The sequence below is a fragment of the Shewanella sp. DC2-4 genome (genome assembly GCF_013248875.1).
GTDB classification, from domain to species: Bacteria; Pseudomonadota; Gammaproteobacteria; order Enterobacterales; family Shewanellaceae; genus Shewanella; species Shewanella oncorhynchi.
On sequence record NZ_JABRVR010000002.1, the window covers coordinates 450409 to 463966 of the forward strand.

A 13558-nucleotide genomic window follows, 5' to 3' on the forward strand; every position below is an offset into this window, starting at 1 on the left:
TGATTTAAATTTGGCTTACCAAATTTTTACGCGTTTCTCTGGTGCGATATACATGGCATCGCCAGGTTTTACATCATATGTAGTGTAGAACTCAGGCATGTTAGATAGGGCACCCAGAGCGCGGAATTCCGCAGGTGAGTGTGGATCGGTCGCTACGCGGTTACGCATGGCTTCTTCTTTAGCTTTTGCGCGCCAAATTTGCGTGAAGCCTATGAAGAAACGTTGATCGCCCGTTAAGCCATCGATAACGGGTGCATCTTTACCGTTAAGCGATTTCTTATAAGCACGATAAGCGATAGTCACACCTGACAAGTCACCAATGTTCTCGCCTAAGGTTAAGCTGCCGTTGACATGCAGATCATCAAACACTGCGTAACCATCGTACTGTGCGATTAGCGCTTTGCCGCGAGCAGAGAACTCTTTCAAGTCTTGCTCTGTCCACCAATCACGCATGTTGCCTTCGCCATCGAATTTAGCGCCTTGGTCGTCAAAACCGTGGCCCATTTCATGGCCGATCACCGCACCAATACCACCGTAGTTGACTGCATCGTCAGCCGCCAAATTGAAGAAGGGTGGTTGCAGAATGGCAGCAGGGAACACGATTTCATTCATGGTTGGGTTGTAGTAAGCGTTAACCGTTTGTGGCGTCATGTGCCATTCGTCTTTATCGATTGGCGCGCCCAGTTTGGCTAGTGATTTAGCATGTTCAACTTCGCTGGCACGCATAGCGTTACCGACTAAGTCGTTCTGCCTTGATGGTCAGCTTACTGTAATCTTCCCATTTGTTCGGGTAACCGATTTTCGGGTTGAATTTTGCTAATTTATCCGCCGCAGCCACTTTAGTGCTGTCGCTCATCCAAGTTAATTCTTTGATGCTGTCGCCGTAAGCACCACGCAGGTTTTCAACCAGTGCTTGCATACGGTCTTTGGCTTCTGGAGTGAAGTGACGTTTGACATACACTTTACCCACAACTTCACCAAGAACGCCATTGACGGCTGCAACGCCACGCTTCCAACGAGGTTCTTGTTCTTCTTGACCATTTAAGGTTTTAGAGAAGAAAGCGAAGTTTTCATTGTCTAACGCTTCACTTAGATTGCTCGCCGCGTGCGTCAGCACTTGCCATTGCATATAGGTTTTCCAAGTGGCTAACTCAGTCGTTTTTAAAACTTCGTTTAATCCTTGGATATAGCTAGGTTGGTTAACTATGATATCGGTTTGCTTGTCAGCGCCAAGAGCGGCTAAGTAGCCTGCCCAATCGATATCCGGTGCCAGTGTTGGCAGATCTTTGACTTGATATAGATTGTAGGTCTTAGTGCTGTCGCGGTTTTCAACCACATCCCAGTGCTTGGCAGCAATGGCCGTTTCTAAGGCTAAAATAGCTTCAGCACTGGCTTTAGGGTTAGCAAGACCCGCAAGGGTAAACATTTTTTCGATATGGGCGACATATGCCTTACGGATATTAACGAAGCGTTCTGATTCGTTAAAGTAGTAGTCTTTCTCTGGCAGGCTTAGGCCATATTGATAGAGATGCGTTGCGTAACGGCTAGAGTTTTTCGCATCGATATCGATATAAAATGCTATTGGGGTACCCGCGCCAGCGATTTGGCAGTGGGCGAAGTACTTCACTAATTCATTCTTATCTTTTAAGGCATTAATAGCATCAAATTCGCCTTGGATTGGTGTGACTCCCAGCTTATTGAGTGTCTCTGTATCCATAAATGAACGATATAAATCGGCCACTTTTTGCTCGTCTGTACCAGCGGCGAGATTGGGCGTTGCAGCCACTTCTTCGATAATGGCTTTTACGTCGTCACGTGATTTTTCACGTAAATCGTAGAAAGCGCCAATGCTAGTGCGATCGGATGGGATCTCAGTGTTTTTTAGCCAAGTGCCGTTAACGTATTTATAGAAATCGTCTTGTGGACGAATCGCTTTATCAAAATTAGCAAATTCAATTCCAGAACCTAGTGCTTGAGTCACTGCCGCTGCGGTGGCTGTTTTAGCAGTTTCAGGTGCTTTAACTTCGGCAGCTTTGTCATTACAGGCAGTCAGGCCTGCGATAAGTGAGGCACACAGTCCCCCAATGAGTACTTTTCTCATGTTGTTTCCTTCGAGTTTATTATTGTGCCCATTATTGGGGCTGTTATTTTGGCAAAATGGGATTGCTTCAGGCGCAATGAACTATGTTAATGCCTTACTAGGAATCGAAACAAGGTCATTACAGTGTTTATCGTGGATTTATCTTGAGTGATATGTAACTAAAGGTTACCAGTGAGCATATTTAAGTCAGTAGCTGCAAAGTTACCGTATGCAGGCCTTTTCAGGTAAGCGAGCACTTCGCTTTCTCATTTTAAAATAGGGTTAATTCAGTTGCCTAATTAGTTTTGCAGGGTTACCTGCAACCACTGTTTTGGCTGCGACATTTTTAGTTACTACGGCGCCAGCACCGATGACGGCATCATCACCAATATTGATTCCTGGCATTATGATTGCGCCGCCGCCAATCCATACCCGTTTACCGATGTGAATCGCTTTAGCGGTTTCCAAACCTGAGCAACGTAGCTCGGCATCAAGTGGGTGACTTGAGGTATAGAACTGTACATTGGGGCCAATCATAGTCTGTTCATCAATAAAAATGGGGGCATTATCCTGCAAGGTGACATTGACATTGATGAACACTCTGTCAGCAAGAGTAAGATTAATGCCATAACTGATAAAAATCGGCGTGGAGATAGTTGCGACTGGCGATTTAAGGGGTATAAGTTGTTGGCAGAGTTGGGCGTACTCAGTGCTATTTTGAGCAATCGTTTGATTTAATTGTCGATTCAGTCGCTGCTGTTGTGCTCTTAAACTTAAGAGTTCGCTGTCAAGACAATCATATTCTTGGCCTGTGATCATCTTTTGGAATTCAGTCATAGCATCTTTCCCTATGGTGATTACTGTCAATGCGTAAGGGCTAAATAGAAACACAGCTCGTGTTGAGCAGCAATTCTTTGCCCTTTGAACGGGTCGGCTTCATAATACGGCAGTTTTCTTTATTGAAGTTGAGTATTAACGTGCGTTTAGACAAATTTATCTGTGAGAGTACCTCATTGACTCGCTCATTAGCGAAAAAAGCCCTGCATCGCGGTGATATTACTTGTGATGGCTTAGTCGTTAAAGACTCGGGTTTTAAAGTGACTGAAGGTATGTGTGTTTGCCTTGAAGGCGAGCCGATTGTCTTAGTGGGCGAGCGTTATTTAATGCTTAACAAACCGGTAGACACTATTTGCTCGACGATAGATGAAACCTACCCTTCGGTATTGAGCTTAGTGGATGTACCTAAGCCAGAAACTCTGCACATTGCTGGTCGTTTAGATGCCGATACTACAGGGCTAGTGTTGATTACCAGTGATGGTCAATGGTCGCATAAGATCACCTCACCGAAGAAAGAATGTGGCAAACGCTATTTAGTGCAACTCGCTGAGCCTGTGGATGCTAGTTTGATTGCGGTATTTGCCGCTGGCGTTGAATTGCGCGGTGAAGATGGTCTAACTAAGCCAGCGTTACTGGAGATTATTGATCCACAATTAGTGCGATTAACCATCACCGAAGGTAAGTATCATCAAGTGAAGCGTATGTTTGCCGCTGTGGGCAATCATGTGCAAGGGTTGCATCGTGAAAGTGTAGGGCAAATTGAATTAGACCCCACCTTAGCACTGGGTGAATGGCGATATTTGACGGCTGAAGAGATAGCTTCAGTCTGATGAGTTTGATATAAAAAATGCCGCCCGAGTTTTACTTTGGCGGCATTTTTATTTGTGCTAAATAGCTTTTATTACTGTTTCTTTAAAATCAGATGACCGCTGATGGTATTCATCTTCACGTTGGCTGCACCAGAGCCTGTTTGGAATGATAACTCTGTGCTTGGTACATATTTTTGTTTTTGCGGTACATCTTGGGTTAAACCGTTGTTGATTTTTCCACCAGGACCACCATTTAAGTTGAAGCTTGCATCGGGAACATCATTAAAGATCACGGTAATATCGCCACTCACACTTTCTAAATTCGCTTTGTTGAAGTTTTTAGCGAGTGACACTTGTGAATCTCCGCTGACGGTTCTGAGCTCGATTTCCTTGGTGACACTAAAGTTAGCATTCACTTCACCTGAGACTTGTTCAATCGTGACTTTTTCTGCTTGAGTGTGGCTTTTTAAGTCACCGCTAACGAGGCGATAATTCATTTCTCCTTTACTGTCAGTGTCCTGAATCGTGCCGGATACGGTTTCTAATTTGATTTTTCCATCAAGTGCTTTGGTCGTGATATCACCAGAGACTGTATGTAACTCAGGTTTACCACTTAAGTTGTTGGCGTTGATATTGCCGCTTACCGTATTCAAATCCAGTTCACCTTGAGTTTCGGCAACTTGCAGATTGGCAGATATGGTATCTGCACTGAGTTTAACTGTTTTTGGGACTTTAATGGTGAGCTGTGATCCTTTGTCATTATTGCCATTATAGTGGCGAGGCATCTTGTCTTCGATATTGAGACTATTTCCCTGTTGCTCAAACACAAAGCCTTCGCTCAATTCATCTAATGTGCCAGTGACACTCACTTCGCTCTTATCCCATGTTTGAATGGTCACATCACCGCGTTGGACTTTGATCTGCAGTTGAGTGTCGCTGCTGACACTTAACTGTTTATCAACGCTTTGTGCTGCTAACACATTGCCCATTAAGCCTAAACAGAGTGTCGAAACCAATAGGCTAGCTTTAGTGAGATTGCGGTTACTCATAGGGTGTTTCCTTGTGTCGAGTTTCTAATGGGTAATTTTTGGCCCTGTTGTAATAGGTCGAGCTCACGCTGCTGCACCCAAAGCCAGAGTTGCCAAAGTTGTTTATCGGTTGGATTTGCTTGTAAAGCTTGGTAAATCTGTGTTGCCGCGAGCCTTAGCTCAGTTAAACCTTGCTCAACGGGTGCGCTGAAGCTGCTCGTTTGCCACATTAGCGCATTTGGCGCCTGTTCTAGGTTGTCCACTTGCGCTTGGTGTGATGTTGCAATTTGGGTGAGTAATAAATGTAAGGCCGCATCCCCTGGTTGCTCTGGCATAGCTTGGTTCTGGGCAAGCTCTGTCTGCTGCATTACGAATGAGTTGAAATAGGGCAATTGGGTATATCCCAATGCCGCTAGAATAATAAACGAAGCCGCTATCGCCCAAGCGTGACTCTTCTGGGATTTGTACGTTTGGGGTATCAGCGTTTTATCCATGCGTTTTTCAATGCCTTGCCACAGATCATGTGTAGGCGACATCTCTTTGGGCGCGCTATTGATCAATTGCTCAAGCTGTTGTTCACGGGAAAGCGGCGTTAACGTCATTACAGCATCTCCTGTAGTAGTTGCTTAGCTCTATGGTATTGGGTCTTGCTGGTACCGACGGCAATGCCGAGTAAGTCAGCGATTTCATCATGTTGATAACCTTCGATTGCACAGAGTACGAAAACCATGCGAGCGCGTTCTGGCAGTTTGAAAATTAACTTATCTAATCCGCTATAGCTGCTATCAGAGCTTAAGGGTTCAGTTTCTTGTTCCAGCGGAATAAATCGTGACCAAAAGGACTTTTGTTTACGAATGCTGCTCAATGCCTGATTGACACAAATACTGTGTAACCAAGTGGAAAACTGACTCTCACCTCGAAATTGTGGCAACTTCTGCCACACTAAAATAAAACACTCTTGGGTAATTTCTTCAGCCATAGCGCTATGGCCGCAAAGGCGCAGTGATAGGGCGTAAATACGTTTGTAATGGCTTTGATACAGCAACTTGAAGGCAGTTCTGTCTCCTTGGCTCGCTAAGGTGACCAGTTCAAAGTCAGACATTGAGCCATTGAGTGGGAGGATCCCTGCTGTCACTGTAATTTCCTGCCATAATGATTGAGTGTTGTAGTTTTGACGCAGTGGGCGCTACAAAAGGTTTGGAACCTTAAAAAATATATTTTATTTAGATCAATTATCCAGCGTAACATTTTTGTAATTTGTAGTAGAATTCGCCCGAAAAAGTACTGCTAAGCTAATGAAGTAATTCATTTTATATCAATTGATATTATGACGCTTACATCTGCTTTGAGACGGTATATTTAACGTAATTAAAACGAAATACTTTGTAGTAACGGTAGGGTATCACCCTGAAGCACCAAGCTAAAAATAAGTTAAAAATAATGCGGTACTCACAGTATGGGAGCTTAAATCGACAAGCTATCAAAGTATTTGATGTGAACTTTTAATGTATTGCTATGTTTGCGCTGTTAAAGGCTTAATTTCCAGCTATCTTTTTAAGATAGATTATATATTCGGGGACTTTCTATGCTAATCCGCTCAAAGTTGTTACTCAGTGCTGCAGTGTCTATTTCGGCACTAATTGCCATGTTTGGATTACAACTCTATTCAAATTCGGTGAAATCGGAACTTTCTAACGCGGCTCAAAGTGTGCTTGATTTAGAGCGCGACGTCTTAATTTTGCGTAAAAATGAAAAGGACTTTTTCGCTCGCAAGGATTTGAAATATGTCGAGCTGCATAAGCAAAGCCACATGGCAATCGACAGTATTGTCCCTGAGTTAGAGAAAGTCTTTAAAGAATATGGGGTGTCGACTGCCTCACTTGAAAGTTTTGACCGTAATTTAAATCAGTATCAAGCCGCTTTTTCTGAAGTGGTGCAGCTACAACAAGAGATTGGCTTAACACCTAAAACAGGTTTGTACGGTACATTACGAGCTGCGGTGCATAACGTTGAAACGCTACTCAAGGAATTTGATCAGCCCGCACTCGAAGCCGCAATGCTGCAACTTAGGCGTAACGAAAAGGATTTTATGCTGCGTCGTGAGCTAAGTTATGTCGAAACCTTCGATACTAATATTGGTAAGTTTAATGACAAGCTTCGTGCCTCGAGTATCGATATTGATACTCAACGAAAAATTGAAGAGCTTATTACCCAATATCAAAAGGATTTCAAAAGCTTAATTAATAAAGAACAGCAGCTTGGTTTGACCGAAAATGACGGTACTATGGCGCGAGTTTTAGCTGCAAACCAGCAAACTGAGAGCAGTACGAGTGACTTGAAAAACTTAGCTCTTAAGGCTATTGATGATGCTGAGAGTAGTAGCGTTAATGTCGGTATTACTGTGTTTATCTTTATTGCGTTACTACTATCAATCATTACCTACTTGATTATCCGCAGTATTATCGCGCCTGTTGAGCGTATCACGCAGATCATTTCTCGCATCGAAGTGAGTAAAGATCTGACATTGAGGTGCGATGCCTCCACCCAAGACGAACTTGGTGAAATTGCACAGCATTTCAATAGCATGGTGAGTAGCTTCCAACAGCTGATTGAGCAAGTGATTGAGTCGGTCGCAACGATTAACACTTCCTGTAAACGTGTTTCAGAAAATGCCATGCTTGCCTCCGAAGGTGTGGGCCAACAACTTAATGAGACCGACATGGTCGCAACAGCAATCACTGAGATGGGCGCAACGATTGAGGAAATCGCTAAAACAACCGAATTAGCTGCATCAAAAGCGGGTCAGACTCACGATAATGCTCAAAGTGGTCAATTAGAGGTTGAGCAAACGATACATAAAATCCAGTCACTTGCTGAGCAGCTGAATAGCTCAGCAGCGGTCGTTAATGAATTGGAACGTGACAGCGAGACTATCGGTAGCGTGTTAGATGTGATTCGCGGCATTGCTGAGCAGACTAACCTTTTAGCCTTGAACGCCGCGATTGAAGCGGCGCGTGCGGGTGAGCAGGGCCGTGGTTTTGCTGTGGTTGCCGATGAAGTGCGTAACTTAGCGATGCGGACGCAATCGTCAACCCAAGAGATTGCTAACATCATTCAAACCCTGCAGACGCGTACCCGATCGATTGTGCAATTGATGGAATCTAGCCAAAAACAAGGCGTTGAAAGCGCTGAACAAGCGGCAAGTGCTGGCGCTTTATTGAAGCTTATCAATAACGACGTGCGTAATATTATGGACATGAGCACTCAAATTGCGGCGGCTATTGAAGAGCAAAGTATGGTGGCGGCTGAAGTGAACAAGAACGTGGTGGTGATCCGCGATATCGCTGAGGAGTCATCCCATGCGGCAGATGCAAATGCGTCCGCATCGGATGAGCTTAAGGCGCAGGCTGAGTTCTTATTCCGTGCGGTGAGTAATTTTAAAATCTAATGTGTAGAAGCCAGTTTACATCTGATGATCAGAAGCTGGCTTAAAAAATACACTAACAAAAACGCACTCCGAGGAGTGCGTTTTTATGTCTGAGTGGTTAGCTCTGCAAGCTTAGTGATTCGTTAAAACAGTAAGCTGTGCATTGGAACCACTCAGATTAGTCAGAACGTTCAGTAACAGAACTATTAGTGACGGAACATGGCAGAAATAGACTCTTCGTTGCTTACGCGACGAATTGCCTCAGCCAGTACCGCAGACATAGTTAACTGAGTCACTTTAGCCACTTTCAACATTTCTGGGCTTAAAGGAACAGTGTCAGTCACAATCACTTCATCAATCACTGAGTTAGCGATATTTTCAGCCGCTTTGCCTGAGAAGACTGGGTGAGTTGCGTAAGCAAATACGCGGTTCGCACCATGTTCTTTTAAGGCTTCAGCCGCTTTACACAGAGTGCCGCCTGTGTCGATCATATCGTCAACGATAATGCAGTCACGACCTTGAACATCACCAATGATGTGCATAACTTGCGCAACGTTCGCTTGTGGGCGACGTTTATCAATGATCGCTAAATCAGAATCATCCAACAGTTTTGCTACTGCGCGAGCGCGAACAACACCACCGATGTCTGGAGAAACAACGACTGGATTATCTAAGTTCTTCGCTAACATATCTTCTAGCAGCACTGGGCTACCAAATACGTTATCAACAGGAACGTCGAAGAAACCTTGGATTTGCTCAGCGTGCAGGTCACAGGTCAGAACGCGGTCAACACCCACGCTAGACAGGAAATCGGCAACCACTTTTGCAGTAATAGGTACACGGGCGCTACGAACGCGACGGTCTTGACGAGCATAACCAAAGTAAGGAATAACAGCTGTGATACGGCCAGCAGATGCACGGCGCAGCGCGTCAACCATCACGATGAGTTCCATCAGGTTGTCGTTTGTCGGCGCACAAGTGGATTGGATGATGAACACATCGGCTCCACGTACATTTTCGTTAATTTGGACACTGATTTCACCATCGCTGAAACGACCAACCACTGCGTCTCCGAGTTTGCAAAATAGACGATCGGCTATCTTTTTAGCGAGACTGGGGGTGGCGTTCCCAGCAAAGAGCTTGATGTCGGGCACTGTATGAACCTCAGGCGTTTGCTTTATATTTTAGTGGCTAGAGTAACGACGATGTTGGGACGGGAGGAACCCGAGGCGTTATCGTTAAGTGGTTACTCTAGAAGAAAGTAGTTTAAGGGTGACTGAGTCGCGTGATGAGCGGCGAAAGATTCATCCCTTGTGCAACAAATCCTTGCATTTCAGACGGTAATTTCGCCAAGGCTGCGAGAGCTTGTTGCTTTTGTGTGAATTCCCCGAACACGCATGCGCCTGTTCCTGTCATTCTCGACGGCGCATATTCTAGCAGCCAGCCTAATGCCTTGGCAACTTGAGGGTATTTAGAAACGACTAGTTTTTGACAATCATTTGCCCAAGGTTGGTTCATTAGGGTATCTATGGCCAGTTTCGGGGTATCACGTGGTAAAAGTGGATCTTGGAATACTTCAGCGGTGGAAACATGGGCATCGGGTGCGATGATTAAGTACCAAGGCTCACTCGGATTTACCGCTTGCAAGCGTTCACCTACACCTTCGGCAAAAGCGGCGAAACCATGAATAAAAACAGGAATATCGGCACCCAATTTAAGGCCGATTTTAGCCAGTTCTTCGGTCGATAATTGGGTGTTCCATAACGTGTTCAGTGCCACTAAGGTGGTGGCAGCATCTGACGAGCCGCCACCTAAACCTCCGCCCATGGGTAGACGTTTATCCAACCAGATTTCGGCGCCGCCAGTAAAGCCTGTGATTTGTTGTAATGATTTTGCGGCTCGCAGAATTAAGTTATCGCTATCGGCGACAACATTAGAGATATTGGAGTGCAAAATCAGTTCTGCGGTTTCAGTGACCTTAAAATCGAGCATGTCACAGTAATCAATAAACTGAAACAAGGTTTGCAGTTCATGATAACCATCTGCGCGGCGACCATTCACGTGTAAGAATAAGTTAAGCTTGGCTGGTGCTGGCCAATGGCGTGAAATTGCTGCGGGCATGCTAAGGTTTCTCTTCGAGTATGATTGCAGGCTTGCCGAGGGCTTGCCATTGATTCAATTGTAGTTTGAGTTGTAAGTCACCACGCTCAAGCTTTAATTGATGGGGCACGTTGGCGCCGCTCTGGGATTGCCAACTTAAAAATGTGACCTGCCAAGGCGGTGGGGTTTGAGTGTTCGTGAGCTGTTTAGGTTTGCCTTGGCTATCGCTTTCAAGTACTTGATCATTCAGGCCAACTTGACCAGTGATCCACAAAGGTAAATCGGCCAAGGGGATGGACCAACCGCTGACGCGCTCGAGTAAACGCTGGGCATTATCGTCGCGAAAATCTTTGCCATCGATATGTAAATGGGCAGAGTTCGAGGTTGAATTAAGCGTCAACACAGTTGTACCTAGCATAGTCGTGAGTGTGAGTTCATCGCGATCTTCACTGTGGCGCCAGTAGATATTGGCACTGAGTTTATCGTCGGGAGTTTTTATCGCTAGTTTTCCCTGTAATTCCCAAGCTTTGGCTTGGCGCGCATCATTGACTGTGATTGGGCTTAAGTCAGTCATCGGCGGCAAGGTTTCACACCCCGCCAGTAAGAGTAGGGCGCTTAAGGTAAAACAAGAGAAAATGGTTTTTGTGAGGCGCTTCAAATTATTCATCTATGACTGATATACCAAAGTCCTTATGATACGAGGGCTTGGAAAGAATACCAATGCCAAACGTAAAATTTCCATCGGCGGTCACTTAGATTTGCTCCCTTGGGACAAATTTTGCCTTACCTATTATTGATAGAAAATTTAGGTAAGAAGTTAGACCTTTATTCGGTTTTGTTAAGCGTATTCTGTTTTTAGTTGGGCCAATTCAGTAGAATGCCCTTATTAAGAGAGTCGCCAAGAATCTAGAAAGAGTCAGATGAGCCTTGTAGCAATCGGTATTAACCATAAAACAGCCACGGTAGACCTGCGTGAGAAAGTCGCCTTCTCTCCGGACAAAATTCATGACGCTATGAAGAGTCTGGCCAGTCGTACACGCTCGGGTGAAGCCGTTATTGTCTCGACCTGTAATCGCACTGAGTTGTATTGCAACAACGGCGATGAGGCCGACATTATTGCGTGGCTTGAAGAGTATCACGGCCTAGATCATGAGGATGTAGCACCTTGTCTCTATAACTATCATGGTCAAGATGCCGTCAGGCATTTGATGCGCGTAGCCTCTGGGCTCGATTCTTTGATCCTTGGTGAGCCGCAGATTCTCGGTCAAGTAAAGCAAGCGTTCGTTAAGGCCAAAGAGGCTGGTACGGTTGCGCTAACCATAGATAGACTCTTTCAGAATACTTTTTCAGTCGCTAAGAAAGTCCGCACTGACACTGAAATTGGCGCCGCCGCAGTTTCTGTGGCATTTGCCGCGGTAAGCATGGCGAAACATATTTTCTCATCGATATCGACCACTAAAGTGCTGTTAATTGGTGCGGGTGAAACCATAGAACTGGTTGCGAAGCATCTTAAAGATAACGGCGTGGCTTCAATGGTCGTAGCAAATCGGACGTTAGAACGTGCCCAAGGCATGTGCGAGGAGTTTGGCGCAACAGCAATTACACTGGCGCAGATACCAGATTATCTCCCAAAAGCCGATATCGTGATATCCTCTACCGCCAGCCCTCTGCCTATCCTAGGTAAAGGCATGGTCGAAAAAGCGCTAAAGCAGCGTCGCCATCAACCTATGTTATTGGTTGATATAGCAGTTCCCCGGGATATTGAGCCGGAAGTCGCCGATTTGGATGACGCGTTTCTGTATACAGTGGACGACCTGCATAGCATTATTGAACAGAATATGGCTTCTCGAAAAGAAGCCGCCGAGCAAGCTGAAGTAATTACTGAAGAACAATCTTTCCTATTTATGGATTGGATCCGTTCTTTAGAGTCGGTCGACAGTATTCGCGAGTATCGCAGCCAGAGCATGGCGGTAAAAGATGAGTTAGTGGAACGCGCCTTGAATAAATTAGCCCAGGGCTCAGACACTGAGCAGGTATTGATTGAACTAGCCAATCGCCTGACCAACAAACTTATCCACGCACCGACACAGGCCCTCACGGCAGCGAGTCGTCAGGGCGATTTGAATACTCTCGGTCAGTTAAGATCAGCGCTTGGATTAGATAAAAACTAAGGTTAGCGAGTTAAATGAAGGAATCCGTTATCCGCAAGCTGGAAGGCTTGCTCGAGCGCAATGAAGAAGTCATGGCTTTGCTGGGTGATGCTAGCGTCATTTCCGATCAAGACAGGTTTCGTGCGTTATCGAAAGAATATGCCCAGTTAGAAGACGTTGTTGCTGGCTTTAAAGCCTATCAGCAAGCGCAGGCCGATCTCGATTCTGCCAAAGAAATGCTGGAAGAAGACGATGCTGAAATGCGTGAAATGGCGCAGGAAGAGATGAAAGCCGCTAAGGCCAAACTCGAGCAGCTCGAAGACGAATTGCAAATTCTATTATTGCCAAAAGATCCTGACGACGATAAAAACGCCTTCGTTGAGATCCGCGCTGGTGCAGGCGGCGATGAAGCGGCTATTTTTGCCGGTGACTTATTCCGCATGTACAGCCGTTATGCTGAAGCGAATCGCTGGCAGATCGAAATCATGAGCTGCAACGAAGGAGAACATGGTGGCTTTAAAGAAGTGATCATGAAGGTCAGCGGTGAAGGCGTATACGGCAAACTTAAGTTTGAATCCGGCGGCCACCGTGTACAGCGTGTGCCAGAAACCGAATCCCAAGGACGTGTGCATACTTCAGCGGTTACTGTAGTGGTACTTCACGAAGTGCCTGAAGCGGAAGCGATTTCAATCAACCCAGCCGATCTGAAAGTCGATACTTATCGTTCATCAGGTGCGGGTGGTCAGCACGTTAACAAAACTGACTCAGCTATTCGAATCACCCATATTCCTACTGGGATCGTGGTGGAATGCCAAGATCAACGTTCGCAGCATAAGAACCGTGCCCAAGCCATGAGTGTACTGGCCGCACGTATTCAAGCTGTTGAAGACGAAAAACGCCGTAGCGCCGAAGAATCGACCCGTCGTAGTCTGGTTGCCAGTGGCGATCGCTCCGAACGTGTGCGTACTTACAACTTCCCGCAAGGCCGCGTGAGCGAACACCGCATCAACTTGACCTTATATCGCTTGAACGAAGTGATGGAAGGCGATCTCGATGCTATTTTATTGCCTCTGATGCAAGAGCATCAAGCCGATCAGTTAGCCGCACTGGCTGACGAGCAGGGGTAA

At 45.7% G+C, this 13558-nt stretch carries 11 protein-coding genes and 1 pseudogene; 4 read left to right on the forward strand and 8 right to left on the reverse strand.

Features of this window, described 5'->3' with window-relative positions; genetic code table 11:
- Window positions 1-15: 15 nt before the first annotated feature.
- Both HQQ92_RS02640 and HQQ92_RS02645 read right to left on the reverse strand, forming a co-directional pair.
- A pseudogene (locus HQQ92_RS02640) lies at window positions 16-2101 on the reverse strand (M13 family metallopeptidase).
- Window positions 2102-2362: 261 nt separating this feature from the next.
- Window positions 2363-2917, reverse strand: coding sequence for a sugar O-acetyltransferase (locus tag HQQ92_RS02645; protein WP_173242885.1), 555 nt, complete (start codon window positions 2915-2917; stop codon window positions 2363-2365).
- 77 nt (window positions 2918-2994) lie between these two features.
- Here HQQ92_RS02645 and rsuA point away from each other — a divergent pair, with 77 nt between their 5' ends.
- A complete protein-coding gene (gene rsuA, locus HQQ92_RS02650; protein ID WP_173248550.1) occupies window positions 2995-3747 on the forward strand; it encodes a 16S rRNA pseudouridine(516) synthase RsuA in 753 nt (250 codons plus the stop codon).
- Between the two features lie 71 nt (window positions 3748-3818).
- On the opposite strand, the gene HQQ92_RS02655 is transcribed toward rsuA, so the two are convergent.
- The 3 genes from HQQ92_RS02655 to HQQ92_RS02665 are packed head-to-tail and all read right to left on the reverse strand — an operon-like array spanning window position 3819 to window position 5889.
- Entirely contained in the window at window positions 3819-4775 is a 957-nt protein-coding gene (locus HQQ92_RS02655) for a DUF4097 family beta strand repeat-containing protein (RefSeq protein ID WP_105250154.1), read from the reverse strand.
- Window positions 4772-5356 carry an anti-sigma factor gene (locus HQQ92_RS02660; RefSeq protein ID WP_173242888.1) on the reverse strand — a complete coding sequence of 195 codons (585 nt, stop codon included), beginning with the start codon at window positions 5354-5356 and terminating at the stop codon, window positions 4772-4774. The genes HQQ92_RS02655 and HQQ92_RS02660 overlap by 4 nt, the downstream gene beginning before the upstream one ends.
- Complete coding sequence (locus HQQ92_RS02665) at window positions 5356-5889, reverse strand: RNA polymerase sigma factor (RefSeq protein ID WP_173242891.1); 534 nt, start codon at window positions 5887-5889, stop codon at window positions 5356-5358. The genes HQQ92_RS02660 and HQQ92_RS02665 overlap by 1 nt, the downstream gene beginning before the upstream one ends.
- Window positions 5890-6339: 450 nt before the next feature.
- Between HQQ92_RS02665 and HQQ92_RS02670 the strand changes: the two genes are divergently transcribed.
- Window positions 6340-8202: a methyl-accepting chemotaxis protein gene (locus HQQ92_RS02670; protein WP_105250151.1), complete on the forward strand. Its 1863-nt coding sequence runs from the start codon at window positions 6340-6342 to the stop codon at window positions 8200-8202.
- 185 nt (window positions 8203-8387) lie between these two features.
- On the opposite strand, the gene HQQ92_RS02675 is transcribed toward HQQ92_RS02670, so the two are convergent.
- The 3 genes from HQQ92_RS02675 to lolB all read right to left on the reverse strand — a co-directional run bounded on the left by HQQ92_RS02675 (window position 8388) and on the right by lolB (window position 10948).
- Complete coding sequence (locus tag HQQ92_RS02675) at window positions 8388-9335, reverse strand: ribose-phosphate pyrophosphokinase (RefSeq protein WP_006080255.1); 948 nt, start codon at window positions 9333-9335, stop codon at window positions 8388-8390.
- 112 nt (window positions 9336-9447) lie between these two features.
- Window positions 9448-10302 (reverse strand): 4-(cytidine 5'-diphospho)-2-C-methyl-D-erythritol kinase, encoded by an 855-nt coding sequence (gene ispE / locus HQQ92_RS02680; RefSeq protein WP_173242894.1) that lies wholly within the window; start codon window positions 10300-10302, stop codon window positions 9448-9450.
- A 1-nt stretch (window position 10303) separates the two neighbouring features.
- Window positions 10304-10948, reverse strand: a complete 645-nt coding sequence (gene lolB, locus HQQ92_RS02685) for a lipoprotein insertase outer membrane protein LolB (protein WP_173242897.1) — start codon at window positions 10946-10948, stop codon at window positions 10304-10306.
- 253 nt (window positions 10949-11201) lie between these two features.
- Here lolB and hemA point away from each other — a divergent pair, with 253 nt between their 5' ends.
- Window positions 11202-12452, forward strand: a complete 1251-nt coding sequence (gene hemA, locus HQQ92_RS02690; protein ID WP_028761678.1) for a glutamyl-tRNA reductase — start codon at window positions 11202-11204, stop codon at window positions 12450-12452.
- Window positions 12453-12466: 14 nt separating this feature from the next.
- On the forward strand, window positions 12467-13558 hold the full coding sequence (gene prfA / locus HQQ92_RS02695; RefSeq protein WP_113939045.1) for a peptide chain release factor 1: 1092 nt from the start codon (window positions 12467-12469) through the stop codon (window positions 13556-13558).

Excerpts from the sequence above, each read along its gene's own strand:
- HQQ92_RS02645 (WP_173242885.1), bottom strand. The coding sequence starts at position 2,917 with ATGACTGAATTCCAAAAGATGATCACAGGCCAAGAATATGATTGTCTT.
- HQQ92_RS02655 (WP_105250154.1), bottom strand. The coding sequence starts at position 4,775 with ATGAGTAACCGCAATCTCACTAAAGCTAGCCTATTGGTTTCGACACTC.
- HQQ92_RS02660 (WP_173242888.1), bottom strand. The coding sequence starts at position 5,356 with ATGACGTTAACGCCGCTTTCCCGTGAACAACAGCTTGAGCAATTGATC.
- HQQ92_RS02670 (WP_105250151.1), top strand. The coding sequence starts at position 6,340 with ATGCTAATCCGCTCAAAGTTGTTACTCAGTGCTGCAGTGTCTATTTCG.
- ispE (WP_173242894.1), bottom strand. The coding sequence starts at position 10,302 with ATGCCCGCAGCAATTTCACGCCATTGGCCAGCACCAGCCAAGCTTAAC.
- lolB (WP_173242897.1), bottom strand. The coding sequence starts at position 10,948 with ATGAATAATTTGAAGCGCCTCACAAAAACCATTTTCTCTTGTTTTACC.
- hemA (WP_028761678.1), top strand. The coding sequence starts at position 11,202 with ATGAGCCTTGTAGCAATCGGTATTAACCATAAAACAGCCACGGTAGAC.
- prfA (WP_113939045.1), top strand. The coding sequence starts at position 12,467 with ATGAAGGAATCCGTTATCCGCAAGCTGGAAGGCTTGCTCGAGCGCAAT.